21 protein-coding genes are annotated in these 25,411 nt (G+C 71.7%); 11 read left to right on the forward strand and 10 right to left on the reverse strand.

Annotated elements, in window-relative coordinates; genetic code table 11:
- Position 1: 1 nt before the first annotated feature.
- The 6 genes from WFI00_RS02005 to WFI00_RS02030 all read right to left on the reverse strand — a co-directional run bounded on the left by WFI00_RS02005 (position 2) and on the right by WFI00_RS02030 (position 6,369).
- Positions 2 to 655 (reverse strand): YdcF family protein, encoded by a 654-nt coding sequence (locus WFI00_RS02005; protein WP_336630891.1) that lies wholly within the window; start codon positions 653 to 655, stop codon positions 2 to 4.
- A 14-nt stretch (positions 656 to 669) separates the two neighbouring features.
- Positions 670 to 1,521, reverse strand: a complete 852-nt coding sequence (locus WFI00_RS02010; RefSeq protein WP_336630892.1) for an alpha/beta fold hydrolase — start codon at positions 1,519 to 1,521, stop codon at positions 670 to 672.
- 99 nt (positions 1,522 to 1,620) lie between these two features.
- The gene (locus WFI00_RS02015) at positions 1,621 to 1,887 is read right to left on the reverse strand and encodes a hypothetical protein (RefSeq protein WP_336630893.1); all 267 of its coding nucleotides are present in this window, start codon (positions 1,885 to 1,887) and stop codon (positions 1,621 to 1,623) included.
- Entirely contained in the window at positions 1,884 to 3,092 is a 1,209-nt protein-coding gene (locus WFI00_RS02020; protein WP_336630894.1) for a carboxylesterase/lipase family protein, read from the reverse strand. Before WFI00_RS02020 ends, WFI00_RS02015 begins: the two co-directional genes overlap by 4 nt.
- Positions 3,093 to 3,121: 29 nt before the next feature.
- Positions 3,122 to 4,438, reverse strand: a complete 1,317-nt coding sequence (locus WFI00_RS02025; RefSeq protein WP_336630895.1) for an MFS transporter — start codon at positions 4,436 to 4,438, stop codon at positions 3,122 to 3,124.
- Between the two features lie 68 nt (positions 4,439 to 4,506).
- Complete coding sequence (locus WFI00_RS02030; RefSeq protein WP_336630896.1) at positions 4,507 to 6,369, reverse strand: glycoside hydrolase family 3 protein; 1,863 nt, start codon at positions 6,367 to 6,369, stop codon at positions 4,507 to 4,509.
- Between the two features lie 104 nt (positions 6,370 to 6,473).
- On the opposite strand from WFI00_RS02030, the gene WFI00_RS02035 reads away from it, so the two are divergent.
- Positions 6,474 to 7,133 (forward strand): TetR/AcrR family transcriptional regulator, encoded by a 660-nt coding sequence (locus WFI00_RS02035; protein ID WP_336630897.1) that lies wholly within the window; start codon positions 6,474 to 6,476, stop codon positions 7,131 to 7,133.
- 16 nt (positions 7,134 to 7,149) lie between these two features.
- On the opposite strand, the gene galK is transcribed toward WFI00_RS02035, so the two are convergent.
- On the reverse strand, positions 7,150 to 8,298 hold the full coding sequence (gene galK / locus WFI00_RS02040) for a galactokinase (RefSeq protein ID WP_336630898.1): 1,149 nt from the start codon (positions 8,296 to 8,298) through the stop codon (positions 7,150 to 7,152).
- On the reverse strand, positions 8,295 to 9,464 hold the full coding sequence (gene galT, locus WFI00_RS02045) for a galactose-1-phosphate uridylyltransferase (RefSeq protein WP_336630899.1): 1,170 nt from the start codon (positions 9,462 to 9,464) through the stop codon (positions 8,295 to 8,297). Before galT ends, galK begins: the two co-directional genes overlap by 4 nt.
- Positions 9,465 to 9,588: 124 nt before the next feature.
- Between galT and WFI00_RS02050 the strand changes: the two genes are divergently transcribed.
- Positions 9,589 to 10,533 carry a LacI family DNA-binding transcriptional regulator gene (locus WFI00_RS02050; protein ID WP_336630900.1) on the forward strand — a complete coding sequence of 315 codons (945 nt, stop codon included), beginning with the start codon at positions 9,589 to 9,591 and terminating at the stop codon, positions 10,531 to 10,533.
- 32 nt (positions 10,534 to 10,565) lie between these two features.
- On the opposite strand, the gene galE is transcribed toward WFI00_RS02050, so the two are convergent.
- Positions 10,566 to 11,543 (reverse strand): UDP-glucose 4-epimerase GalE, encoded by a 978-nt coding sequence (galE, locus tag WFI00_RS02055; protein ID WP_336630901.1) that lies wholly within the window; start codon positions 11,541 to 11,543, stop codon positions 10,566 to 10,568.
- A gap of 27 nt (positions 11,544 to 11,570) precedes the next feature.
- On the reverse strand, positions 11,571 to 13,325 hold the full coding sequence (locus WFI00_RS02060; RefSeq protein WP_336630902.1) for a glycoside hydrolase family 35 protein: 1,755 nt from the start codon (positions 13,323 to 13,325) through the stop codon (positions 11,571 to 11,573).
- Positions 13,326 to 13,464: 139 nt separating this feature from the next.
- Between WFI00_RS02060 and WFI00_RS02065 the strand changes: the two genes are divergently transcribed.
- The 9 genes from WFI00_RS02065 (at position 13,465) to WFI00_RS02105 (ending at position 25,402) form a co-directional block, all read left to right on the forward strand.
- Positions 13,465 to 14,505, forward strand: a complete 1,041-nt coding sequence (locus tag WFI00_RS02065) for a LacI family DNA-binding transcriptional regulator (protein WP_336630903.1) — start codon at positions 13,465 to 13,467, stop codon at positions 14,503 to 14,505.
- Positions 14,502 to 16,001 (forward strand): arabinosylfuranosidase ArfA, encoded by a 1,500-nt coding sequence (gene arfA / locus WFI00_RS02070; RefSeq protein WP_336630904.1) that lies wholly within the window; start codon positions 14,502 to 14,504, stop codon positions 15,999 to 16,001. Before WFI00_RS02065 ends, arfA begins: the two co-directional genes overlap by 4 nt.
- A 188-nt stretch (positions 16,002 to 16,189) precedes the next feature.
- Positions 16,190 to 18,220 (forward strand): glycoside hydrolase family 31 protein, encoded by a 2,031-nt coding sequence (locus tag WFI00_RS02075; RefSeq protein ID WP_336630905.1) that lies wholly within the window; start codon positions 16,190 to 16,192, stop codon positions 18,218 to 18,220.
- 46 nt (positions 18,221 to 18,266) lie between these two features.
- Positions 18,267 to 19,718 (forward strand): alpha-N-arabinofuranosidase, encoded by a 1,452-nt coding sequence (locus tag WFI00_RS02080; protein WP_336630906.1) that lies wholly within the window; start codon positions 18,267 to 18,269, stop codon positions 19,716 to 19,718.
- 54 nt (positions 19,719 to 19,772) lie between these two features.
- Complete coding sequence (locus WFI00_RS02085; protein ID WP_336631142.1) at positions 19,773 to 20,789, forward strand: LacI family DNA-binding transcriptional regulator; 1,017 nt, start codon at positions 19,773 to 19,775, stop codon at positions 20,787 to 20,789.
- 131 nt (positions 20,790 to 20,920) lie between these two features.
- Complete coding sequence (locus WFI00_RS02090) at positions 20,921 to 22,186, forward strand: ABC transporter substrate-binding protein (RefSeq protein ID WP_336630907.1); 1,266 nt, start codon at positions 20,921 to 20,923, stop codon at positions 22,184 to 22,186.
- Positions 22,187 to 22,188: 2 nt separating this feature from the next.
- Complete coding sequence (locus WFI00_RS02095; protein WP_336630908.1) at positions 22,189 to 23,187, forward strand: carbohydrate ABC transporter permease; 999 nt, start codon at positions 22,189 to 22,191, stop codon at positions 23,185 to 23,187.
- A 1-nt stretch (position 23,188) separates the two neighbouring features.
- Positions 23,189 to 24,037 (forward strand): carbohydrate ABC transporter permease, encoded by an 849-nt coding sequence (locus WFI00_RS02100; RefSeq protein ID WP_336630909.1) that lies wholly within the window; start codon positions 23,189 to 23,191, stop codon positions 24,035 to 24,037.
- Positions 24,038 to 25,402 (forward strand): ROK family protein, encoded by a 1,365-nt coding sequence (locus WFI00_RS02105; RefSeq protein WP_336630910.1) that lies wholly within the window; start codon positions 24,038 to 24,040, stop codon positions 25,400 to 25,402.
- The last annotated feature ends 9 nt before the right edge of the window (positions 25,403 to 25,411 follow it).

Raw genomic sequence — 25,411 nt, forward strand, 5'->3', positions numbered from 1 at the left:
CTCAGCCGCCGTCCCTCTCGCCGCGGGCCGCCCGCCGGGCGGCGACCGCGTCGTAGAAGGTCACGGCGAGGCGGAGAGGCCCGAGCTCCAGCGGGACGACGTCGCGCGTCCGCCGCAGCCGCCGCCACAGCCCGGGATCGAGCTCCCGCAGGTACCGGCGGGCGCGACGGGCGTGCGAGGTGTTCGACGCGAGGCGGATCGTGCGCGCGGCGCGCAGCCACGGCAGCGATCGCGAGAGGTTCTCGCGGGTGCTGCGCGCCTCCGGCTCGATCGCGATGTCGTCCGGTGCGATGCCGAGGCGACTCGTGGCGATGCGCGCCATGACGACGGCTTCCGGCTCGGGGCCGCGGACGGCTCCCCCCGAGAAGACGAACAGCGCCCCGGGCGGCGCCGAGCGCGCCGCGATCCGCGTGCGCCAGGTCTGCACGGCGTTCGGGCGTCCGTCCTCGCGCGAGCGGAACCCCAGCACGAGGACGACGTCTCGTCCGTCCCCCGGGCCCTGCCGGCGCTGCGCGCGAGAGGGGTACTCCGCGCGGGACGCCCACCACGCCTGCACCTCGCCGAACGCGAGGAGTCCGACGCCGAGGACACCGAGCGGCGCGAGCGCGCGACGGACGGACGGGCGGGCCGTCGCCCGTCGCCGCACGCCGTTCATCCGCTGCGCCGACCTCAGCCGCGGAGGAACGGGAGCAGAGCCTCGTTGACCTCGGCGCCGTGCGTGCGCAGGAGGCCGTGCGGTGCGCCCTCGACCTCCACGTAGGTGAGTGGTGTGCCCTCCGGCACCAGCTCCTTGAAGCGGCGGGCCGTCTTGTCGATCGGCAGGATGTTGTCGGCGGTGCCGTGCAGGATGAGCGTCGGGACCGTGATGGCGGGGATGTCCCCGCGGAAGTCCGTCGGCCACGTCAGCGGCGCCGCGGCGATCGCCGCGTTCCCCGCCTGATTGGCGACCTGGACAGACGCGTCGACCGCCTCCTGCGAGATGCGCTCGCCGAGGAGGTCCTCCAGGTTGTAGAAGTCGCGGAAGAAGCCGGTGAGGAAGGCATGGCGATCGGTCGCGACGGCGGCCGCCGTGCCGTCGAAGAACGCCTGATCGCCCGCGCCGTCAGGATTGTCCTCGGTGATGAGGAGGAAGGGCTCGAGCGAGCCGAGGAAGGCGGCGGCCCCCACCCGGCCGGCGCCGTAGCGCGACAGGTAGCGCGCGATCTCGCCGGTGCCCATGGAGAAGCCGACCAGGACGGTGTCGGTCAGGTCGAGGTCCTCCATCAGAGCGTGCAGATCCGCGGCGAACGTGTCGTAGTCCGACCCGGAACCGGTCTTCGACGAGGCGCCGAAGCCGCGCCGGTCGTACGAGATCACCCGGAAGCCCGCCGCCCGCAGCGCGTGCTGCTGGAGGTCCCAGGACTCGCCGTTGAGCGGGAACCCGTGGATCAGCACGACGGGTCGCCCGTCGGAGGGGCCCTGGTCGGTGTAGAAGATCTCCACATCCGTCGAGTTCTCGGTCGCCACGGTGAGGTACGCCATGTCCGTCTCCTTCCGACGCCGGCACGGTGCCGCCCGCCTGCCCTCGACGCTACGGGGGCAGACGGGCGGATGCCAGGCCTCGTCGTCAGACGCGCGCGGTCAGTCGCCGTTCTTCAGGGCGCGCTCGAACGCGTACGCGTCGGACCGGTAGCCGGAGTGCGCGTCGTAGCCGAACGCGCCGGCCGGGTCGTCCCCGATGGCACGCCACGGCGCGCGGCCCTCGCGGATCACCGACAGCCAGTCGGCGTGCATCCGATCGGCGAGCTCCTGCGGCGGGTGATCGCCGAACTGCACGTCGACCCCGTCGGCGTCGAGCAGATCCCACGCGAAGGGGATCTCGAAGCAGTGCGCGGCCGTCCCGGTCACGGGGGAGCGCCAGGCGAAGTCGTAGAGCCAGGTGCGGTCCGCCGCTCGTCGGCCACGGCCAGCACCGCCGCGCGGAACAGCTGCGACGTCACGAGCCGCGAGTGGGCGCGGTCGGAGCCGGTGGCGGCGACGTCGGAGAGGAACCCCGACAGCGACTCCTCGCCCACGCCCGCCGCGCGCAGACGCGCGACGACGTCCGCCTCCGGGATGGGGGACGGGAACGAGAACTCGTCTCGCGTGCTGCCCAGCAGGAGCGGCAGCGCCGCCCCGTGCCCGCTCGACAGCGCGCCGCGCGGGTCGGCCGCCACCGCGTCGCCGTCCATCACCGGAGAGAACAGCAGTCCCATCTCGGCATCGGCGTCGCCGATCGCGGCGATCAGCTCGTCCGTGGTGGACGCCGGGGACGGAGCCGTCGCCGAGTTCAGGAACTCGGGCTGGCGGTCGAGGATCTCGTCCTCGCCGAGCGTCCTCCATCCGGCGACGTCCGGGCTCACTCCGCAGGCGGCCGCGAAGGCCCGACCCCCGCGTTCGGCGACGTCGGGGCGCACTCCCGGCATCGGTCCCGACTCGCTGATCGCGGCCTGGAAGAGGCCCGCGGTGCGCGGCGAGGTGAGGAGGGTCAGCACGGCCGCCCCGCCGGCGGACTGGCCGGCGATCGTCACCCGGCTCGGATCGCCGCCGAACGCGCGGATGTTCTCCTGCACCCACTCGAGCGCGGCGATCATGTCGAGCACGCCCCGGTTGAGGGGCGCGCCGTCGATCCAGCCGAAGCCGTCGAAGCCGAGCCGGTACGACACGGAGACGGTGACGACCCCGTCGCGTGCGAACGAGCGGCCGTCGTACCAGGGGGCGGACGGCGACCCGGCGAAGAACCCGCCGCCGTGGATCCACACCAGCACGGGCAGACCGGCGGCGGTGTCGCCTGCGGCCGGCGTGAAGACGTTGACGTTGAGCGTCGCGTCGCCCGGGAAGGACGGCTCGGGGATGGTGGTGACGGGCCCGAAGGGGCGGCGCTGCGGCGTCGGCCCCGGCCGGAGGGCGTCGCGGACGCCCTCCCATCCGGTGACGCGGCGTGGTGCGGCGAACCGGAGATCGCCGACGGGCGCCTCCGCGAACGGGATGCCGAAGAACGCCGCACCGTGCGGGTGCGGGACTCCGCGGACGGCGCCGGCGGCGGTCGTGACGGTGGGACTCTGCGAGGACATGAGGTTCCCTCTCCTTATCGGGGCGCCGGTCACCGGACCGACTTGATCGGCAGGACGAGCAGCGACGAGATGATCACCGAGATCGCGGCGAAGAAGAAGATGATCGCGTAGTTGCCCGCCGACATCGCCAGCAGGGCGACGGCGACCGAGCCGACGAGCGCCTGCGGAACGTTGGAGGCGATGTTCAGCACGCCGAGGTCCTTTCCGGCGTCGCCGCGTGACGGCAGGACATCGACCATGAGGGCGAAGTCGACCGCGGTGTACGCGCCCGAGCCGATCCCCATGACGAGCGACATGAGGATCATGCCGGTGACCGTGGGCGAGAACACCGGGATCATCACGCCGATGACCACGACGATGCTCGCGCCGAACACGAAGATCTTGCGGCGTCGCATCACGTCGCTGAGCCGGCCGAACACGAGCGTGCCGATCACGGTGGTCACGACGGAGCAGAGCGAGAGCGTACCGGCGATGCCGCCCGCGCTGATGGGATCGAGGTGGATGTAGTCGGTGAGCACGTAGAACTGGTAGTTGGCGAGTCCCTGTGTGCCGAGGACCATGAAGAACCGGCCGCCGAACGCCCAGCCGAAGTCGGGGTGCTTGCGCGGGCTGACCCAGAACCCGCGGAAGAACGCGCCCCAGCGGAACGTGTCGGTCACCGGGGCGACCTCGGTGCGGTCGGGGTTGAGGAGCACGAACGCGACCGCCGCGACGATGACCAGACCGCCGAACAGGGTGTACGCGACGCCGAGGGTCGTCAGCAGCTGGCCGGCCACGACGATGCCGATCGTGGCTCCGAGGGCCGTGCCGACGCCCGTGAAGGCGGACGCCGTCGCGCGGTGGCGCTCGTCGACGCGGTCGGCGATGACCGCCGACATCGGTGCCTGGAAGGCGTTGAGCAGCACCTGGGCGAGCACCCAGAGCGCCGCGATCCAGAAGATCGTCGTGGAGAACTGCAGCGCGATCGTGAGGATGCCGCCGCCGATGCCGCCGAAGACCATCCAGGGCGCGCGCCGGCCGAGGCGGGTACGCGTGCGGTCGCTGAGGGCCCCGACGATGGGCTGGGCGACGATCGTCGCGAGCGCCGACAGGGACGTGACGATCGCGAGGTTGCCGACCTTCGCGTCCGCGTCGATGAGGCCCACCTGATAGGGGAGGAGGATCGCGATGACGCCCGCGTAGGTGGCGAACAGGAAGAGGTATCCGCCCAGCAGGGAGGCCATGAGCTTCCTGCGGTCGGCCCCGGTGGCGACGCCGGGGGTGGGGTCGGGCGGCGCCCCGGTCGCGGTGTCCGCGGGTGCCCGCCCGCCGGCGGAGGGGTCGCGGGGCGCGTCGAGAGAGGTCATGTGTACTCCTTTGTCACGGGTCGGTTGCGGGGGGAGCCGGCCGGGGCGCCACCCCCGGCCGGAAGGACTCAGCGGCCGGCGGCGAGGCCGTGGCCGAAGCGGAACAGCGGGTCCGCCGTGTCGAACGGCACGTCCTCGCGGGAGGCCTCGACGGCGGCCATCGATCGGGGCAGGTCGAACGGCAGGCGACCCTCGGGCGGAACGGTGCCCGCCAGCGCCGCCAGGACGGCGTCGTCGGAGGCGCCGAAGTCGACGAGTACCGCGTTGGCCGCCTCGACGATCGGGGCGAGGACGGCGGGGCGGTCGAGGTGGACGACGACGATCACGGGGCCGCGCGAGGCGACCTCGCGGACGCGGTCGATCGTCTCGGGGGCGAAGTCCAGCGAGCCGGCGTGGAACAGCGCGTCGAAGCCCGGGCCGCGCTCCTCGTACGGGGCGGAGAGGCGCAGCACGGTGACGTCGGCGGGCTCGCCCTCGGCGGCGACGACGAGCGGGCCGCGCGCGCCGGTGTGCGCGCCCGCCAGGTGCACGCGCGTGCCGGGGGCGAGCGGGAGGGCGGCCGCTCCCGCATCCGGGGCGGTCAGCACCGTGAGCGCGCGCGACTGCGCGCGCAGCCCCGCCGCCCGGCTCTGCGCGGTGCCGACCGTGCGCGCGGCGTCGTCGGGATCGACGTAGCGGCCCTCGTCGAACAGGCCGAGCAGGAACTTCTCGCGCAGCAGCCGTCCGACGGACAGGTCGATGCGCGCCTCGCCGATCCGGCCGGAGCGCACGAGCTCCACGACATGCTCCGGGCACGCCTCGCCGCCGAACTGGTCGGCGCCCGCATCGAGGACCTTCGCCACGCGCTCGACCGGGGTCAGATGCTCGACGCCCCAGGCGCGCGCCGGGAAGGGGGCGCCGAAGGCCTCGGCGTCGGTGATGAGTCCCCAATCGGTGCAGATCACCCCCGTGAAGCCGAGCCTCTCCCGCAGGAGACCGGTGAGGATCTGCCGGTTGAAGCCGAATCCGACCTCCTCGACGGGTTCGCCGTCCAGCACGAGCCCGATCGGCATCCCGTAGTACGGCATCATCTGTCGAGTGCCGGCGGCGATGAGGTCGCGGAACGGCCGGAGGTGGAGGTCGAACCGGTCGCCCGGGTACACCTGCTCCCGACCGTAGGCGAAGTGCGGGTCTTCGCCGTCCTTCTGCGGGCCGCCGCCGGGGAAGTGCTTGGTCATGGCGGAGACGCTGCGCACGCCGAAGCCCGCGCCGTCGGCGGTGCTCGCCGCGATCCGGCCCGTGCCCTGCAGGCCGTGGACGTATGCGGCGCCGAGCCGAGAGGTGAGCGCCGCATCCTCGCCGAACGTGCCCGCTCCGCGCGCCCAGCGCGGTTCGGTCAGAAGGTCGACCTGCGGATGCAGGGCGGTGCGCAGACCGACGGCGAGGTACTCGCGGCGCACGGTGTCGGCGAACTCCTCGACGAGTGCGGCGTCGCCGATCGCGGCGAGTCCCAACGTCTCGGGCCACTGCGAGAAGGGTCCCGCCGGCAGCCCCGCGCCGATGTTGTCGCTGAACGAGTGCCGCGGGTCGGTCGACACGGTCACGGGGATGCCCAGGCGCGTGCTCCGGGCGAGGTCCTGCAGGCGGTTGTGCCAGAGCGCGAACTGCCGCGCGGTCTCAGGCGCGCCGAGGGCATTGAGATGGGTGAGGCCGCGCTCGACGACGAGCTCGCTCGTGCCCGGGCGGCCGGAGCGTGCGGATTCCTCGACGATCGTCCCGCCGTCCCCGATCTCGACCATGGTCTGGAAGAGCTGCCCCGCCTTCTCCTCGAGCGTCATGCGCGCGAGGAGGTCGGCGACGCGCTCGTCGACCGGCGCGTCGGCGTCGCGGTAGACCGCGGTCGCCGGGACCTCGGTGTCGTCGGCGATCGGGGATCGGGGCAGGTGCGTCATCGGGAACCTCCGTGGATGTACTCAATTTATTCCACATGGAATGTATTCGCGCAAGTGGAGATTCGTCGCGATGCGCGGGGGGATTCGGGGCGATACTTGAGCGGATGTCGGATGCGAGGCGCGGGCCCTACCGGAACGGTGTCGAGACGCGTGCCCGCGCCGTCGACGCGGCCGTGCGTCTCTTCTCCCAGAACGGATATCGGGCGACCTCGATGCGCGAGGTCGCGGCCGAGATCGGTGCCACCCACACCGGCCTCAAGCATCACTTCCCGTCCAAGGAGGAGCTCCTGACGGCGGTGCTGCAGTACCGCGACGAGATCGACGACGAGGTCGTCGAGGAGGATCTCGCCGGGGGAGACGACCGCGTCACGGCGATCCTCCACCTCGTGCGACGGAACGCCGAGCGCCGCGCCCTCATCGACCTGTTCGCGACGCTGGCGGCCGAGGCGACGGACCCCGGGCATCCCGCGCACGCCTACTTCGACGCCCGCTATCGACGGGTCACGGCGTCGCTCACCGGCATGTTCCTGCATCTGCGGGACGAGGGGAGGCTCCGGTCGGGTATCGAGCCGGCCTGGGCGGCGCGCACCCTGGTGGCGATCATGGACGGCCTCCAGATCCAGTTCCTCTACCGGACGGCGCCGTCCGTCTCGGGAGACGCCGACCCCGAGGCGGCGACCGCGGAGGAGGCGTCGACGGAGATGCCGACGGATCTGCGCGAGTTCCTGCGACTCATCCTGGTCGACGGCGACACTCTGCGCTGACCCACGCGCGACCCGCTCACGCGTCGCGTCGGGCGCCCTCCGAGGGCCGGACGGTGAAGACGTGCGGCGGGGCGAAGCCGGCGGCGGCGAAGGCGGCGACGACCGCGGCCGCCACGTCCGGCACGCGTTCGCGGGCGACGAGTGCGATCGCCGCTCCGCCGAACCCGCCTCCGGTCATCCGGGCACCGATCGCGCCCGTGCTCCGCGCCGTCTCGACGGCGAGGTCGAGCTCCGGCACGGAGATCTCGAAGTCGTCGCGCATCGAGGCGTGCGACGCATCCAGCAGCGGGCCGATGGCCCGGGGGCCCTCCGCACGCAGGGTTGCGACGGTGTCGAGCACGCGCTGGTCCTCGGTCACGATGTGGCGCACACGCCGGAAGGTGACGTCGTCCATCCTCCGGCGAGCCTCCGGGAGGTCGTCCACCGTGAGATCGCGCAGCGCCGCGACGCCCATGAGTGCCGCGCCGCGCTCGCAGGACGCCCGGCGCTCGCCGTAGCCGCCCGTGGAGTGGGCGTGCGTGACCCGTGTGTCGATGACGAGCACCTCAAGCCCGGCGGCGTCGAACCCGAGGTCCACCACCTGCGCCTCGAGCGAGCGGCAGTCGAGGAACGTGCCGGCATCGGCGCGCCCCAGCATCGACGCCATCTGGTCCATGATCCCGGTGGGCGCGCCCACGGCGTCGTTCTCGGCCCGCCGTCCCGCGCGCGCCAGCGCCACGCGATCGAGTCCCAGCGCCCAGACGTCGTTCAGCGCCGCGGCGGTCGCGCCCTCGATCGCCGCGGACGAGGATAGGCCGGCCCCGACGGGGACGTCGGAGGTGAACACGAGGTCGACGCCCGGAACGGACGCCGGATCGGTGCCGGTCTCCCGCAGGAGCGCCCAGGCGACGCCGAGGGGGTAGCGGGCCCACTCCGCGACCTCGTCGCGGCGATGCGGGAACAGGTCGTCGAGGTCGCTCAGCCGAGCCTCCACCGCGCCCTCGGCGAACCGCGACGACACCCGCACGCGGCCGTCGGCCCGGGTCGTGAGATGCACCGTCGTGCGCTGAGCGATCGCGAACGGGAAGACGAACCCGTCGTTGTAGTCGGTGTGCTCCCCGATGAGGTTGACGCGACCGGGCGCCGACCAGGTGCCCGCGGTCGGCGCGGTCCGCCCGGCGCTCACAGGGTCACCCCCGCCACGGCGTCGCGCAGCATCCCGGCTGCCGTCTCGGGCGGGACGTCGCCGATCCACGCGCCCATCGCGGCCTCCGATCCGGCGAGGTACTTGAGCTTGTCCGCCGCCCGGCGGGGGCTGGTCAGCTGGAGGTTCAGCCGCACGGTGTCGCGCCCGACGCGGACCGGGGCCTGATGCCAGGCCGCGATGTAGGGCGTGGGGGTGTCGTAGAGGGCGTCCACTCCGCGCAGCAGACGTAGGTAGAAGGGGGCGAGTTCGTCGCGCTCCTCCGCGGTCAGCGCCGCGAGGTCGGGCACGTGCCGGTGCGGCAGCACGTGCAGTTCGATCGGCCAGCGCGCAGCGAAGGGGACGAAGGCGGTCCAGTGCTCGCCGCGCAGGACGACGCGCGGGCCCTCCTGCTCGAACGCGAGGATCCGGGCGAAGAGATCGGGCGCGGTGCGATCGATCCCCTCCCGCAGGCGCTGGGTGCGCGGGGTGATGTAGGGATACGCGTAGATCTGCCCGTGCGGATGCTGGAGGGTGACGCCGATCTCCTCCCCGCGGTTCTCGAAGGGGAAGACCTGCTCGACGCCCGGGAGCGCCGAGAGCGCGGCCGTGCGGTCGGCCCACGCCTCGATGACGGTGCGCGCCCGCGTCACCGTCTGGGTGCCGAAGGATCCGGAGCGGGCGGGCGAGAAGCACACGACCTCGCAGCGCCCGACGCTCGTCCGGGTGCGGCCGAGCCCGAGATGGTCGAGGTCGTCCAGCCCGCGCGGCGCGTCCACCGCAGCACCGTCCGCCCCGTCCGCGAGGGCGGGACCGAACGACGGGGAGCGGTTCTCGAACACCGCGACGTCGTAGGTCGAGGGGATCTCGGACGGGTTCGTCGGGGTCTGCGGGGCGAGCGGATCGAGTTCGGCCGGGGGCAGGAACGCACGGTTCTGGCGGGCGGCGGCGATCGAGATCCAGTCGCCGGTCAGCACGTCCTGCCGCATCGTCGCGGTCGTCGGGCGCGGATCGAGCACACGGGTGTCGACGGCGCGGTCGGGCCCGAGGCTCGTGCCGGGGTCGTCGAAGTAGATCAGCTCTCGACCGTCGGAGAGTCGGGTGGACCGCTTGACGACGCCCGCGCCGAGCTCGATCCCCGGAAGCGTGCGCAACTCCTCGATGTTCACGACACCACGCTAACGGGTCACCGTGTTATCGTCAACATGCGAGAAGGTGGCGGAGCGGGGCACCGGAGTCGTGGCCGCAGGACGGGAGGCGATCGTGGCGGGCGGGGAACGACGGAGGGTGTCGATGGCCGACGTCGCGGCCGCCGCCGGCGTCTCGGGGCAGACCGTCTCACGGGTCGTGAACGGAAGCCCCCGGGTCGACCCCGCCACACGTGCCGCGGTCGAGGCGGCGATGGCGAGCCTCGGATACCGGATGCATCGCGCCGCGCGAGCCCTGCGCACCGGCCGCACCGACACGATCGGCCTGCTGGTGTCGACCCTGGCGACGGTCGGCAACTCCCGCATGCTGCAGGCGGTGGCCGACGCGGCATCCGTCCGCGGCTACGCCCTCACCGTCGTCACCGCCCGCGGCGAGGACGCCGTCGCCGACGCGTTCGCCCGGCTCCACGACCAGGGTGTCGACGGCGCGATCGTCCTCAACGAGGCGACGGCGGCGGCACGCGCCGTCCCGGCCCCGGCCGATCTCGCCCTCGTCGTGGTCGACTCGCCGATCGATGCGCGCTACGGCATCGTCCAGACCGACCATGCCGCCGGCGCTCGGGCCGCCACCGCCCACCTGGCGGCTCTCGGGCGCGGGCGCGTCTGGCACCTCGCCGGGCCCGAGGGGTCGTTCGCGGCCGCCGAGCGCGAGCGCGGCTGGCGCGAGGCGGCCGGGGCCGTGCCGCCCCCGCCCGTCCTGCGCGGCGACTGGTCGGCGGCGTCCGGGCACGTGGCGGCTGCCGCGCTCCCCGCGGATGCGCGCGCCCTGTTCGTCGCGAACGACCAGATGGCGCTCGGCGCGCTGCGCGCCCTGTCGGAGCGGGGGCGGCGCGTCCCCGAGGACGTGGCGGTCGTCGGCTTCGACGACGTCGCCGACGCGGCGGACTACCGTCCGCCCCTGACGACCGTGCGGCAGGACTTCGATGCGCTCGGCGCCGCCGCCGTGGACGCGCTCGTCGCGCGGATCGGCGGGGACGCGCCGGAGGCGCTCGTCCTGACGCCCACGCTCGTGGTGCGCGCGAGCGCCTGAGCGCGCCATCCGACTCGAGGCCGCGCGCGGCGTCAGACCGCGGCGCGCCGGGCCTCCCAGCCGGTGCGGACCATCTCGTCGACCGTGTACCGGTTCGCCCACTCCAGGTCGCGCGCCGCGAGCTCGCCCGTGGCCACGATCCGGTCGGGGTCACCGGGCCGGCGCGGGCCGACCCGCGGCGTGAAGTCGACGCCGGTCACGCGTGCGACGGCATCCATGATCTCCCGCACGCTCAGGCCGTTCTGCGAACCCAGGTTGTAGGCGGCCTCGATCGGGGCGCCGGACTCGAGGCGCTGCGCCGCGACGACGTGGGCCGCGGCGATGTCGCCCACGTGGACGTAGTCGCGGACGTTCGTGCCGTCCGGGGTGTCGTAGTCGTCGCCGTTGATCTGCGGGGTCTCGCCCGCGATGAGCTTCTCGAAGACGATCGGGAAGAGATTGTGCGGGCTCGTGTCGTAGACGCTCGGGTCCGCCGAGCCGACGACGTTGAAGTAGCGCAGGGAGGTGTGACGCAGCGGATGGGCGTCGGACGCCGTCGCGACGCCCTGGTCGCGCAGCAGCCACTCGCCGATGAGCTTCGACTCCCCGTAGGGCGAGGCGGGCCGCTTGGGGAGGTCCTCGGTGACCAGCGGCACGTCGGGCGTGCCGTACACGGCGGCGGACGAGGAGAAGACGATGTTGTGCACCCCGGCATCCGCCATCGCGGCCAGGACGATCCGCGTGCCGTCGACGTTCTGCTCGTACGTGTGCAGGGGCCGCTGCACCGAGACGCCGGCGTACTTGAAGCCGGCGACGTGGATGACCCCGGTCACCCCGTGTGTGCGCATGGTGTCGACGAGGAGGTCCCGGTCCAGGATCGTGCCCTCGACGAACGGAACCCCGTCGGGGACGAACGACGCGTGACCGCTGGAGAGGTCGTCGACCACGACCGGCGCGATGCCGGACGCCTGGAGTGCGCGCACCACGTGCGCTCCGATGTATCCCGCTCCGCCTGTGACAAGCCAACTCATGTCATCCATCCTGCCCGATTCGTCCGGTCACTCCGCACGGTGGCCGAGCGCCGGTGCCGCCACGAACGGCGCCGTCGGCTCCGTCACCTGCTCCAGCTCGAGCACCACGATCTCGTTGACGCCTGGGCGGGTCACCGGTGCGGGCACGTAGAGAGTGCGCTGGGGGCCGTTGACCCAGTAGCGCCCGAGGAAGAACCCGTTGACGAAGACGAAACCCTTGCCCCAGTGGATCGTGTCCAGATGCAGATCGACGGCCTCGTCGAGCACGAACGTGCCGCGCAGAGCCGTCCGACCCGCGGCGCCGGCGGGTGACGCCGTCATGCCCTGCCGAGCCGCGACGGCCTCGACGTCGACCGGCGACGCGGTCCACTCGGTCAGGGGACGACCGCCGACACGCGCCTCTCCGATCAGCCCCTTCTCCTCGCCGAGCCGATGGTCGTAGTTGACCCGGCCCTGGTCCTCGACGAGCACGGTCAGCCGCGACCCGCGCGGGATCGTCAGGGCGCGCTCGTGGAGGGCGCGGGAGAGTCGTCCGACGCGGATGCCGTCGACCTCGATCCAGGCGAGGTCGCGCACCTCGTCGAAAGCCAGGACCGCGTGCTCGCCGCCGTCGAAGGCCGCCGGCGGCAGGGGCGCGTCGTACCGCACGAGCGGTCCGAGCTGCCCGAGCGACTCAAAGGACGGGGGAGCGGAGGAGGACGGGCCCGCGGGGTCGTGCGCCGGGACCCAGTCGCCGGTGACCTCGAGCGGGACGTCGAACGCCGGGGCATCCGACGCCTCGGCGACGGTCTCGTCCGGGAGGTCGACGTAGCGGCCGATGACCTCGCGGAAGGCGTGGAACTTCGCGGTCGGGGCGCCGGACTCGTCGAGCGGGGCGTCGTAGTCGTACGAGGTGACGATCGGCGCGTAGCGGCCCTTGTCGTTCGCCCCGTTCGTGGTGCCGAAGTTCGTACCGCCGTGGAGCATGTAGATGTTGACGGACGCCCCGGCCGCCAGCAGCGTGTCGAGCTCGGCGGCGGACGCCGCGGCGTCGGTCGTGTGGTGCACCCCGCCCCACCAGTCGAACCAGCCGTCCCAGAACTCCGAGCACATGAGCGGCCCCGTGCTCTGGTGGGCGCGCAGGGTCGTGAGGCGCTCGGCGGCGCGCGATCCGAACGAGCCGGTGCGGTGCAGCTCGGGAAGGCTTCCCGCCTCGAGCATCTCCGGCTCCGGCTGGTCGACGGTCGTCAGCGGCACGGTGATCCCGCACGCGCGGGTCAGCTCGGTGAGGGTGCGCAGGTAGTCGCGGTCGGAGCCGTAGGCGCCGTACTCGTTCTCGATCTGGACGAGCACGACGTTCCCGCCGCGGTCGATCTGCCGGGGTGCGACGATCTCGTAGACGCGGCGCAGGTACTCGGTGACCGCCTCGAGATACTGCGGCTCGCTGCGGCGCAGGCCGATCCCGGGGGTGCTGGTGAGCCATACCGGCAGGCCGCCGTTGTGCCATTCGGCGCAGATGTACGGGCCCGGCCGGACGATCGCGTGCAGCCCCTCGGCGGCCACGAGGTCGAGGAAGCGCCCGAGGTCGACGGCGCCCGTCGCATCCCACGAGCCGCGGACGGGCTCGTGCGCGTTCCACGCCACGTAGGTCTCGATCGTGTTGAGGCCGAGCAGGCGCGCCTTGCGGATGCGGTCCGCCCAGTGGTCGGGATGGATGCGGAAGTAGTGCAGCGCTCCGGAGATGATCCGGTGCGGCTGTCCGTCCAGGAGGAAGTCGGTGTCGCCGATCGAGAATGCCGCCAACGTCGGTGCTCCGTTCCTCGCTCGCCACGCCCTCATCGGCGTGGGTCTGGCGCACCCGCTATGTTTGCGCAATCATACGATATACCGATCGACGCATCCTGCGCGACGATCGTACGAGATCGATGCGGACGGAGCGACGATGGAGCCTCTCGGACGACGCGGCGGCGTGCCCCACCGCGGGCCGTCGCAGGCCGAGGTGGCGGCGCGCGCGGGGGTGTCCGCCCAGACGGTGTCACGCGTCGCGAACGGCCACGACAACGTGGATCCGGCCACGCGCGACCGCGTGCTCGCCGTCATGCGCGAGGTCGGCTACCGCCGCAACCGTTCCGCGGTGGCGCTGCGGTCGGGGCGGCACGCGACCATCGGCGTCGTGATGTTCGCCCTCGGCTCCTTCGGCAACCTGCGCACGTGGGAGGCGCTCGTCCTCGCGGCGGACCGCGCGGGGCTCGCGGTGACCCTCGTGCTCGCCGAACGCCGCACCCGCGAGGCGGTCAGTGCCGCGTTCGGCCGCATCGCGGAGCAGTCCGTGGACGGCATCGTCGTGCTCCTGGAGGAGCACTTCCTGGACGTCGAGGAGATGCCGACCTGGGCGGATCTCCCGGTCGTCGTCGTCGACGCCGCGGACCGCAGCGGCCTCCCGTTCGTGGACACCGACCAGGGGCTCGGCGCACGTCAGGCGACCGAGCACCTGCTGGCGCTCGGACACGAGACCGTCTGGCACGTGTCGGGCCCCGTCTCCTCCTACTCCGCCGAGCGTCGCGAGCGATCGTGGCGCGAGACGCTGGCTCGGGCGGGATGCGCGGTCCCGGAGGTCGTGCGCGGCGACTGGACGGCGGCCTCCGGCTACCGGGCCGGCGTCTCTCTGCGCGGCCGGCCCGAGGTGACGGCCGTCTTCGCCGCCAACGACCAGATGGCGCTCGGGATGCTCCGCGCCCTCCACGAGCACGGCGTGGCCGTGCCGCGGCAGGTCAGCGTCGTGGGGTTCGACGACGCGCCGGACGTGTCGGAGTTCTGGCCTCCGCTGACGACCGTCCATCAGGACTTCGACGCCGTGGGCAGGGCGGCGGTCGCCATGCTGCTCGATCGCATCGACCGACGCGCCGTCCCCGCGCCCACCGTCATCCCCACCCGCCTCGTCGTGCGTGAGAGCACGGCACGTCCCCCAGAAGGAACACCATGACCGGACCCCGCACCGCACGGCTCCGCATCGACGAGGAGGCCACGGTCGCCGATGTGCCGCGACGGCTGTTCGGCTCGTTCGTCGAGCACATGGGCCGGTGCGTGTACACCGGCGTCTTCGAGCCCGACCACCCGACCGCCGACGAGGAGGGGTTCCGCGGCGACGTCCTGGAGCTCGTCCGCGAGCTCGGGGTCACCGTGGTGCGCTACCCGGGCGGCAACTTCGTCTCCGGCTATCGGTGGGAGGACGGGGTGGGTCCCCGTGCTGCGCGGCCGCGACGGCTGGACACCGCATGGCACGAGATCGACCCGAACACGTTCGGCCTCCACGAGTTCGCCTCGTGGGCGGCCAAGGCCGGAGTCGAGGTCATGGAGGCGGTGAACCTCGGCACGCGCGGGATCGCCGACGCGATGCGCCTGGTCGAGTACGCCAACCATCCCGGCGACACCCAGCTGAGCGAGTGGCGGCGCGAGAACGGCGCCGACGAGCCCTTCGGCATCCGGCTGTGGTGTCTCGGCAACGAGATGGACGGGCCGTGGCAGCTCGGTGCGAAGACGGCGGAGGAGTACGGCCGCCTCGCCCACGAGACGGCGAAGGGGATGCGGGGGGTCGATCGCGACATCGAGCTCGTCGTCGCGGGCTCGTCCGGCCCTGACATGCCCACCTTCGGGGAGTGGGAGCGGACGGTCCTGAGGCACACCTACGCCGATGTCGACTACGTCTCGCTCCACCTCTACGTTCAGGAGCGCCCCGGGGAGGCCGAGACCTTCCTCCGGTCGGCGGATCGACTTGACGCGTTCATCGGCGACGTCGTGGCGATCGTCGACGAGGTGCGTGCGGAGGGAGGGCACCAGAAGGTGGTCCATCTCTCCCTCGACGAGTGGAACGTCTGGGATCAGGATGCGTTCAACGACCCCGCCGAGCAGGCGCGGATGCTCTCGGCGCCGTGGAGCGAGCATCCGCGTGTGATCGAGGACGAGTACACCGTCACCGACGCGGTCGTGGTCGGAACCCTCATGCACACGCTGCTGCGGCGCAGTGACCGGGTCAAGATCGCCAATCAGGCGCAGCTGGCCAACGTGATCGCGCCGATCATGACCGAGCCGGGTGGACCGGCGTGGCGGCAGACCATCTTCTGGCCGTTCGCACGGATCGCCCACTGGGCACGCGGAGCGGTCGTCCGCGTCGACGTCGCGGACGACGACGTCGACGCCGTCGCCACCGTGGACGGCGACGGCGGTGCGCTCTTCGTGGCGAACCGCTCGCTCACGGAGGCGGTGACCGTCGAGCTCGCCCTCGCCTCCGTGGCGGGGGACCTCCGCCGGGTGGTCGAGGCCGAACTGCTCGCGCCTCCGGCGGGCGACCGCACCGCGACCAACTCCCGCACGGAGCCCGATCGGGTGCGGATGACGCCTCTCGATCTCGCGGAGGGCGAGGGCGTCGTGTCCTTCACCCTGCCGCCGGTCTCGTGGGCGTGTCTGCGTCTGGCGCGCTGAGGCGGGACCCGTCGTCGCCTCACCCCCGGAGCGTCGACGACCCGGCGGGGATCGGCCCTCCGGAATTCGTTGTGTAACGTTAAAACTTCTTGTACCGTTTCCCCGGATGCGACGGAGCATCCCTTCTCGGCAGGGTCTCCCGGGCCCCCGAGAAGCCCGACCACCACCGGGATGCGAGGAGATCGGCGATGACCTGGGAGATCGTGGACGGCGGCGTCCTGTGGCGCGGTGACGGCGAGAGCGTGCGGATCGAGGGGTGGGGCGACGGCATCCGCGTGCGCGCCGTCATGCTCGGCGACGTGGTCGACAACGAGTTCGCCCTGCTCGACGACGTGAGCCGTGCCGCGGAGGTGGACGTCACCGACCGCACCGCGCGCGTCCGCGTCGGCGGGACGACGGTGATCGCCGAGGAGAGCGACTACAACGACTGGTCGATCGGCTACCTGACCACGCGACTGCGCCTCAGCGTCGTGCGTGCGGACGGCGCCGTCGTGCTGCGGGAGATCGGTGACGGCGGGGCCCTGAAGCTGACGCCGCGCGACTACCGGCCGTCGCCGTTCGGTGGCGCGTCGCTGCGCGTCCGCTTCGACTCGGCGGCGAGCGAGCACCTCGCCGGCATGGGGCTGTACCAGCAGCCGTTCATCGACCTCAAGGGCACGACGCTGGAGCTCGCCCACCGCAACTCGCAGTCGTCCGTGCCCTTCGTCGTGTCGAGCGAGGGCTACGGCTTCCTCTGGAACAACCCCTCGATCGGGCGCGCGAGCTTCGGGCTCAACTACACGGAATGGTTCTCGGAGGCCGCCGACCAGATCGACTACTGGGTGACCACCGGCTCTCCGGCGCAGATCGCCGACGCGTATGCGGGCGCGACGGGTCGAGCGCCGATGATGCCCGAGTACGGCCTCGGGTTCTGGCAGTGCAAGCTCCGCTACTGGAATCAGGAGCAGCTCCTCGAGGTCGCGCGCGAGTACCGGCGCCGCGACATCCCGATCGACGTGATCGTCGCCGACTTCTTCCACTGGCGCAAGATGGGGGACTGGAGCTTCGAGTCCGAGTTCTGGCCCGACCCGACGGCCATGGTGCGCGAGCTGACGGAGCTGGGGATCACGCTGGTCGTCTCGGTCTGGCCCCAGGTCGCGAAGGAGTCGGACAACTTCGATGCGCTCCGCGACGGCAGCATGCTCGTCAAGGCGGGGCGCGGGATCGACGTGCAGTACTTCTTCGAGGGCGACTACATCCGCTTCATCGACATGACGAATCCGCGTGCGCGCGCCTTCCTCTGGGAGACGCTCGAGCGCAATTACGGCTCCCACGGCATCGAGGTCTACTGGCTCGACGAGGCGGAGCCCGAGTACGGCGCCTACGACTTCGAGCAGTACTACTACGCCGCCGGGCCCACGGCGAAGGTCGGCAACCTGTACCCGCGGGAGTACACCCGCACCGTCGCCGACGGCATGCGTGCGAAGGGCCGCGAGCCCGGGGTCTCCCTCGTGCGGGCCGCCTGGGCGGGCTCCCAGCGCCACGGGGCGCTGGTCTGGTCGGGCGACGTCCACTCGACCTTCGCGGATCTGCGCGCCCAGATCACGGCGGGCATCCACATGGGCACGGCGGGCATCCCGTGGTTCACGACCGACATCGGCGGCTTCACGGGAGGAGTGACGGACGACCCCGCCTTCCACGAACTGCTCGTGCGGTGGTTCCAGTTCGGGGCGTTCAGCCCCGTGATGCGCCTGCACGGGGCGCGGGTGCCCGAGGTCGAGCTCGTCACCTCCGCGGGCGAGCACCGGCTGGCGACCGGCGCCGACAACGAGGTGTGGAGCTTCGGTCCGGACATCGAGGAGGTGCTCGTCGGCTACATCCGGCTGCGCGAGGCCCTGCGGCCCTACACGCGGGAGCTCATGCGTGCCGCGCACGAGCACGGTGCTCCGGTCATGCGCGGCCTGTTCTACGAGTTCCCCGACGACGAGCGCGCCTGGACGGTCGCGGACGCCTACCTCTTCGGGCCGGACATCCTGGTCGCGCCCGTGGTCGAGGCGGGGGCGACGTCCCGCGAGGTGTACCTCCCCGCCGGCGCGACGTGGACGGATGCCTGGACGGGCGCCGTCCACACGGGCGGTGCCACGGTCTCGGTCGAGGCGCCGCTGCACCGGCTGCCGCTCTTCGCGCGCACCGACGACGCGCTCGCTCTTCTCGCCGGACTCACCGGCATCCACCGCTGACCCATCGGCATCCGCCGCTGACCCATCGACGAGATCGGACACTCCCATGATCACCGCACGTCCCACCGCGACCGCGCCCCTCATCGACCGCCGGATCTACGGCCAGTTCGCCGAGCACCTCGGCCGCGGCATCTACGAAGGCCTCTGGGTCGGCCGCGATTCGACCATCCCGAACCGGAACGGCTTGCGCAGCGACGCGATCCAGGCACTGCGCGAGATCCGCGTGCCGGTCGTACGCTGGCCGGGAGGATGCTTCGCCGACGAGTACCACTGGCTGAAGGGCGTCGGTCCGCTCGAGGGACGTCAGGCCATGGTGAACACCCACTGGGGCGGCGTCGTCGATCCGAACGAGTTCGGCACGCACGAGTACTTCGAGCTGCTGAACCAGCTCGACGCCGAGGCGTACGTCAACGGCAACGTCGGCAGCGGCAGCGTGGCCGAGATGCAGGACTGGATCGAGTACATGACCCTCGACTCCCACACGCCCATGGCGGAGCTCCGGGCGCACCACGGCCGGGAGCAGCCGTGGAAGCTGCAGTTCTTCGGGGTCGGCAACGAGAGCTGGGGATGCGGGGGCAACATGCTCCCGCTGCACTATGCCAACCTCTACCGCCAGTTCCAGACGTACGTGCGCGACTACGGCGACACCCATGTCGCGAAGGTCGCGTGCGGGGCGAACGCCGACGACTACGAGTGGACCGAGGTGCTCATGGCGCGCGCGGCGGGTCACATGGACGCCCTGAGCCTGCACTACTACACGCTCCCCACCGGGGAGTGGGACGCGAAGGGCGCGGCCGTCGACTTCAGCGACCGCGACTGGTACGAGACGATCCGCCGCACCCTCTACATGGACACCCTCCTGACGCGCCACGGCGAGATCATGGATCGGCACGACCCGGCGCGGCGGGTCGGTCTGTTCGTCGACGAATGGGGCACCTGGTACGACGTCGAGCCGGGCACGAACCCCGGGTTCCTGTACCAGCAGAACACGGTGCGCGACGCCGTCGTCGCCGCCCTCAACCTGAACGTGTTCCATCGCCACGCCGCTCGGGTGCGCATGACCAACATCGCCCAGATGGTGAACGTGCTGCAGGCGATGCTGCTGACCGATGGGCCGCGCCTGATCAAGACGCCGACCTATCACGTGTTCCATCTGTACGTCCACCATCAGGACGCGACCTTCGTGCCCACCAGCGGAGAGCTCCCGCCGCACACCGACCTCACGCTCTCCCGGCGGGACGGGGTCTTCACGGCGAGCGTCGTCAACTACGGCCTCGACCGCGAGGTGGAGATCGACCTCGAGCTTCCCGGCGCCGTCACCGACGTGCGCGAGGCGCGGCTGCTGACCGCCGATACGCCGCGGGCGCACAACGACGCCGACCACCCCGACCGCGTCGCGCCGGTGCCCTTCGACGGCGTCGTCGTCGACGGCGCCCGCGTGCGCATCGTCCTCCCGCCGCACAGCGTCGCGACGGTGCGGTTCGTCGTCGCCGCCTGACCCCGTTTCCGCGATACGCTCGCGCGACGAGGCGAAGGAGGGGCCGTGGCCACGATGCACGATGTGGCCCGTCGCGCGGGGGTGTCGGTGATGACGGTGTCGAACGTCATCAACGAGAGGCCGCACGTGCGCGCGGCCACGCGGGAGCGGGTGCGGGCGGCGATCGACGAACTCGGCTACGCCGTCAACGCGACCGCGCGCAGCCTGCGGCAGGGCCGGACCGGCGTGATCTGTCTCGCGGTGCCCGAGATCGACCGTCCCTACTTCGGCATCCTCGCCCAGCTGGTCATCGAGCGTGCCGCGACGGACGGGTTCGAGGTCGTCATCGAGCAGACCGGTGCGGCGCGGGCGGGGGAGCTGGGCGCGCTCGCGCATTCGCGACTGCGCAGCTACGACGGGCTCATCATCAACGCCGTGCGTCTCGCGGGCGCCGACGCGGCGCTCCTGCGCTCCGAGCTGCCGGTGGTGGTGCTGGGTGAGCGGGCCTATGCGGAGCCGGTCGATCGCGTCGCCATGGACAACGTCGCGGGCGGCGCCCTGGCCGTGCGGCACCTCGTCGACAGCGGGCGCCGGTCGGTGGCGATGATCGGCGGCCGGATGTCGTCGGGCCCCGCCGACATCGACGCGGCGACCGAACGAGCCCGCGGATTCCTCGCCGGCGCCGCCGAGCGAGGCGTCGACGCGGATCCGCGGCGCATCGTCGAGAGCGACTTCTCGCTCGAGGGGGGCCGGGACGGCGTCCGACGCCTGCTCGAGGCGGGGATCGCCGTCGACGGTCTCTTCTGCGCCACCGACCTCATCGCCATCGGGGCGGTCCGCGCTCTGGCCGACCACGGGCTGAGGGTGCCGGTGGATGTCGGGGTGGTGGGGTTCGACGACGTCCCCCTGGCGTCGTTCACGACGCCCTCTCTGACGTCGGTGGCCCCCGACCGCATCGGCATGGTCGACGCGGCCGTGTCGATGGTCGTCGCGCGGATCCGTGGAGAGCGCGCCGACGCCGACTACCGCGAGGTCGTCGGCGCGATGGCGATCATCGAGCGGGAGTCCACCGCCACGATCGACCCGAACTGACGGATGTAGCGTTAAAAAACCTCTTGACGAACTTTAAACAAGGGTTATGCTAACTCCCAGATCAACGCGACGACGCGTGATCGGCGACAGTCACAGCGTCGCACCTGGAACCGCAGAGAGGCGGAAAGACAATGGTCGGAATCTCCACACGGGGGCGGGCGGCTGTCGCGGTCGTGGCCGCGGCATCGGCGCTCGTGGCGCTGGTCGGATGCTCCGGATCGAGCGGGGGCGGCGCATCGGGCGGGAAGCCCGCGCTGACGCAGTTCTACCACCAGTACGGAGAAGACGGCGTCGAGGCCGCCGTCAAGCAGTGGGCCGCGGACTACAAGGACGCCGCCATCGACGTGCAGTGGGTGACGGGCGACTACAACCAGAAGATCACCGCCCTGCTGCTCGCGGGCAAGGGCATCGACCTGTACGAGAACAACGCGATCGACGTGCAGTCGGCCCGCCAGGGCAAGTACGCGGACCTGACCGACATCGTCTCGCCCATCGTCGACAAGCTGAGCCCGATCTCGCTCAAGCCCGTGACGATCGACGGCAAGTACTACGGCGTGCCGATGATCACCGACGCGCAGGTGTTCCTCTACCGCAAGAGCATGTTCGCGGAGGCCGGCATCACGGCGGCGCCGACGACCTGGGACGAGTTCGTCGAGGACGTCAAGAAGACGACCACCGACGCCCACAAGGGCCTGTTCATCGGCAACGACGGCGGCGCGGGTGTCGTGGGCACCATGGCCCCGGTCGCCGCGGGCACCAACCTCCTGAGCGACGACAACACCAAGATCACCTTCGACAGCGACGGCCTCGCGCAGGCGCTCACCGACGTGCAGGGCCTCTACAAGAACGGGAACCTGCTCACGGGCGCCGCCACCGACTGGTGGGACCCGACGAGCTTCATCGCCGGTGACGCCGCGATCACGTGGCAGGGTCTGTGGGCCGTCCCGAAGATCACGGAGGCGCTCGGCGACGACGTGGGCGTGTTCGCGATGCCCGCCATCGGCAGCAAGGGCACCGGAGCGGTCGCCGTGAGCCAGTGGAACATGCAGGTCGCGGCCTCGTCCTCCGACGTCGACGCCGCCAAGGCCGTGGTCAAGGCCCAGTGGATCGACGACACGGCGTGGCAGCAGAAGTTTAGCGTCGGCTTCGGGTTCCACATCCCGCCGATCAGCGCGACGGCCGCCTCGACCGACAAGCTGCAGACGGGCCTGCCCAAGGAGATCGTGGATCTGACCACGAAGTACGGCTACAGCGCGGGACCGTTCTGGACCCCGGCCATGGCGACGGCTCTGACCGACGCGGCATCCCACGTCATCCTCGACGGCGCGGACGCCAAGAGCGAGCTCGCCACGGCCCAGTCGACCGCGCAGGGTCTCCTCGACGCGCTCAACAAGTGACCATGAGCGGTCTCACCACTGAGGCGGTGGTCCAGGTCGATGGCCTGGGCCGCCGCCCCGGGCGGCGCACGCCGTCGGGCCTGCCGCCGCGTCGCCCCATCAAGGGGGCGCGCGTCGCCTTCTGGATGTTCGTCTCACCGTTCTTCCTCGGCATCACCGTCTTCGGCCTCGTCGCCATCGTCTGGAGCGTCTACCTCAGCTTCTTCGACGCGCGCTCGACCCTGACGCCCACCACGTTCAGCGGCATCGACAACTACGTCGCGCTGATCACCGATCCCGGCTTCCTGCAGTCGCTGGGCACGTTCGCCGTCTTCGCGATCTTCATCGTCCCCACCTCGCTCGTGTTCGCCCTCGTCCTGGCGATGCTGGTGAACAACCTGCCCTTCGCGCGTGCGTTCTTCCGCTCGGTCTTCTTCCTGCCCACGGCGTTCTCCTACGTCGTCGCCGCCCTCATCTGGAAGCTCGGCATCTTCAACGGGCAGGCGTCCGGTGTCGCCAACAGCGTGCTGGGCGCTCTGGGCATCGACCCGGTGAGCACGTGGCTCACCCAGTCGCCCCTGTACTGGGTCGCGATCGTCAGCATGCGGCTGTGGCTGCAGGTCGGGTTCTACATGCTCCTGTTCCTCGCGGGGCTGCAGCGCATCCCGCAGGTCCTCTACGAGGCGGCGGCGATCGACGGGCTGTCCCGCGGCCCCCGGCGGTTCTGGATGATCACCTGGCCGCAGCTGCGTCCCACGGTGGCCGCCGTCGTGCTGCTGCTCACGATCGCCGCGTTCCAGGCGTTCGACGAGTTCTACAACCTCGTGCCCAAGATCTCGGCGGCACGCCCGCCGCTGCTGTACATCTACAACGTGTCCTTCGCGCAGCTCGACTACGGCAAGGGCGCCGCCGGCGCCCTCATCCTCACCGCGATCATGATCGTCGTGGCGCTGCTGCAGAATAGATTCCTGGGCTTCAACGCGGCCGAGGACACACCACGGCGTCGGCGGAAGGCGGCCTGACATGGCGGTTTCGGCATCCAAGGCGCGCGACGGCGTCGAGCTCGCACTGCGGTACCTCGTGCTCAGCGTCCTCGCCGTCCTCTTCCTGCTCCCGCTCTACATCATGGTCAAGACGGCGATCTCCTCCCCGATGGACGTGGCGTCCAAGACGTTCGTCTGGTGGCCGGCCGATCCGGACTGGACGAAGTTCGGCGATGTCCTGGCCGATCCGGACTTCTCCCAGGCGATGCTGACGTCCACGATCATGGCCATCGCGATGACGGTGGGTCAGATCGTGATCGGCGCGCTCGCGGGATACGCGCTCGCGCGCATCCCGAACCGGGCCGCCGGGCCGCTGCTGGCGCTCACCATGGTGATGCTGCTGATCCCGGCGGCGACCACCTTCCTGCCCAACTTCCTGATCGTGTCCTCGCTCGGATGGCTCAACACCCTCGAGGGGCTCGTCATCCCGACCCTGTTCCTGGCGTTCAACGTCTTCCTGTTCCGTCAGTTCTTCCTCTCGTTCCCGAAGGAGCTCGAGGAGGCGGGCAAGCTGGACGGCCTCGGCTACGTCGGCACGTTCCTGCGGATCGTCGTGCCGAACTCCCTGGCCTTCGCCTCGGCGCTCACGGTGCTCGGGTTCGTCGGCGCGTGGAACGCGTTCCTCTGGCCCCTGGTGGTCGCCGGCAGCGGCGCCGGATCGTTCACGGTGCAGGTCTACCTGTCGTCGTTCCTGACGGCGCAGACCTTCGACTTCACGGGACTGTTCGCCGCGGGGCTCCTGGCGGCGCTCCCGGTGCTGGTCGTGTTCATCCTCCTGCAGAAGTGGCTCGTCCGCGGTGTCGCCGAGACCGGATTGGGTGGTCAGTAGATGACCGAGGCGGAGCGGGTCTTCCCTGCACGGGTCAGGTCGCGTCCCGGTGTCGCCGGGGCCGTCCCGCCGGATCCCGATGCCGGCGGGACGGGCCCCGGTGTGGCCGGGCCGGCGGGGACGACCGGGGCGACGGGCGCGCGCAAGCGCACGTCGCGGGACATCCGCAGCGAGTCGCGCCTCGACCTGCTGCACGCGATGCTGTCCGTCGAGACGTCGACCCGCAACGAGCTGGCCCGGATGACCGGCCTGAGCGCGGCGACGGTGGGAACGCTCGTCACCGAGCTGCTCGCCGAGAACCTCCTCGCCGAGGCGGGACTGGAAGCCGGCGGGACGGGACGCCCGACCACAGTGCTGCGGATCAACGGAGCCCGCGGTCACATCGTGGGCATCGACGTGGCGGAGACGTACGTGCGCGCGGTGGTGTTCGACGCGGCGCTGGACGAGCTCGGCTCGGCCGAGGTGTCGCTCGACGAGTCCTTCGCCTCCGTCGAGCACATCGCGGCGGGCGTCGTGCGCGCCGTCGACGCCGCGGTCGAGACGATCGGCATCGACCGCCGGTCGCTGCTGGGAGTGGGGGTCGCCCTTCCCGGGCTCGTCCACGACGGCACCGGCATGGCCGGGGTCGTGCCCTCGTGGGCGTGGCGGAACGTCGAGCTCATCCAGCGGCTGCGCGACCGGATGGGCGCGCCGATCGTCCTGGAGAACCCGTTGAAGGCGATCGCGACGGCCGAGCTCTGGTTCGGTCAGGGACGCACCAGCGAGAACATGGTCATCGCGAACCTCGGCACGGGCGTCGGGGCCGGCGTCGTCATCGGCGGGCGCATCCTGCGCGGGGCGACCGACAGCGCGGGCGAGTGGGGCCACTCCCTGCTCTCCCTCGACGGGCGGATGTGCCGGTGCGGGCGTCGCGGCTGCGTCGAGGCCTATGTCGGAGCGCCCGGCATCCTCGAGACGCTGCGCGAGGTCGACCCCGAGCACCCGCTCACCGCCCGGCACCAGCGCGAGTTCATCGAGGCGGTCGCCGCCGCGGCGAGGGCGGCGGACCCGGACGCGGCCGTCGTCGAGACGATCGATCGCACCGCCCGCTACCTCGGATCCGCCCTGGCCGACATCGCCGCGATCCTCAACCCCGAACAGCTCATGCTGACGGGATGGACGGCGTGGACGCTGGGCGACCTGCTCCTGCCCGGGACGATGCAGGCCCTCATGGACCGGGCCCCCCGGGGGTCCGTGGCCGGACTCGAGCTGGTGATCTCCACGGTGCGCGGCAACTCGGTCGCGATCGGCGTCGCCACCCTCGCCTTCGAGCGGTTCCTGGGCGACGTGGGCCTGCCCACGCCGCAGATCCCGGTCGCGCTGTAGCGGCGACGG

The sequence above is a fragment of the Microbacterium sp. MMO-56 genome, assembly GCF_037146215.1.
Classification (GTDB): Bacteria; Actinomycetota; Actinomycetes; order Actinomycetales; family Microbacteriaceae; genus Microbacterium.

Bases quoted from the DNA above. Each gene is read 5' to 3' on its own strand.
- WFI00_RS02005 (WP_336630891.1), bottom strand. From the start codon at position 655: ATGAACGGCGTGCGGCGACGGGCGACGGCCCGCCCGTCCGTCCGTCGC.
- WFI00_RS02010 (WP_336630892.1), bottom strand. From the start codon at position 1,521: ATGGCGTACCTCACCGTGGCGACCGAGAACTCGACGGATGTGGAGATC.
- WFI00_RS02020 (WP_336630894.1), bottom strand. From the start codon at position 3,092: ATGTCCTCGCAGAGTCCCACCGTCACGACCGCCGCCGGCGCCGTCCGC.
- WFI00_RS02025 (WP_336630895.1), bottom strand. From the start codon at position 4,438: ATGACCTCTCTCGACGCGCCCCGCGACCCCTCCGCCGGCGGGCGGGCA.
- WFI00_RS02030 (WP_336630896.1), bottom strand. From the start codon at position 6,369: ATGACGCACCTGCCCCGATCCCCGATCGCCGACGACACCGAGGTCCCG.
- WFI00_RS02035 (WP_336630897.1), top strand. From the start codon at position 6,474: ATGTCGGATGCGAGGCGCGGGCCCTACCGGAACGGTGTCGAGACGCGT.
- WFI00_RS02050 (WP_336630900.1), top strand. From the start codon at position 9,589: ATGGCCGACGTCGCGGCCGCCGCCGGCGTCTCGGGGCAGACCGTCTCA.
- galE (WP_336630901.1), bottom strand. From the start codon at position 11,543: ATGAGTTGGCTTGTCACAGGCGGAGCGGGATACATCGGAGCGCACGTG.
- WFI00_RS02065 (WP_336630903.1), top strand. From the start codon at position 13,465: ATGGAGCCTCTCGGACGACGCGGCGGCGTGCCCCACCGCGGGCCGTCG.
- arfA (WP_336630904.1), top strand. From the start codon at position 14,502: ATGACCGGACCCCGCACCGCACGGCTCCGCATCGACGAGGAGGCCACG.
- WFI00_RS02075 (WP_336630905.1), top strand. From the start codon at position 16,190: ATGACCTGGGAGATCGTGGACGGCGGCGTCCTGTGGCGCGGTGACGGC.
- WFI00_RS02080 (WP_336630906.1), top strand. From the start codon at position 18,267: ATGATCACCGCACGTCCCACCGCGACCGCGCCCCTCATCGACCGCCGG.
- WFI00_RS02085 (WP_336631142.1), top strand. From the start codon at position 19,773: ATGCACGATGTGGCCCGTCGCGCGGGGGTGTCGGTGATGACGGTGTCG.
- WFI00_RS02090 (WP_336630907.1), top strand. From the start codon at position 20,921: ATGGTCGGAATCTCCACACGGGGGCGGGCGGCTGTCGCGGTCGTGGCC.
- WFI00_RS02095 (WP_336630908.1), top strand. From the start codon at position 22,189: ATGAGCGGTCTCACCACTGAGGCGGTGGTCCAGGTCGATGGCCTGGGC.
- WFI00_RS02100 (WP_336630909.1), top strand. From the start codon at position 23,189: ATGGCGGTTTCGGCATCCAAGGCGCGCGACGGCGTCGAGCTCGCACTG.
- WFI00_RS02105 (WP_336630910.1), top strand. From the start codon at position 24,038: ATGACCGAGGCGGAGCGGGTCTTCCCTGCACGGGTCAGGTCGCGTCCC.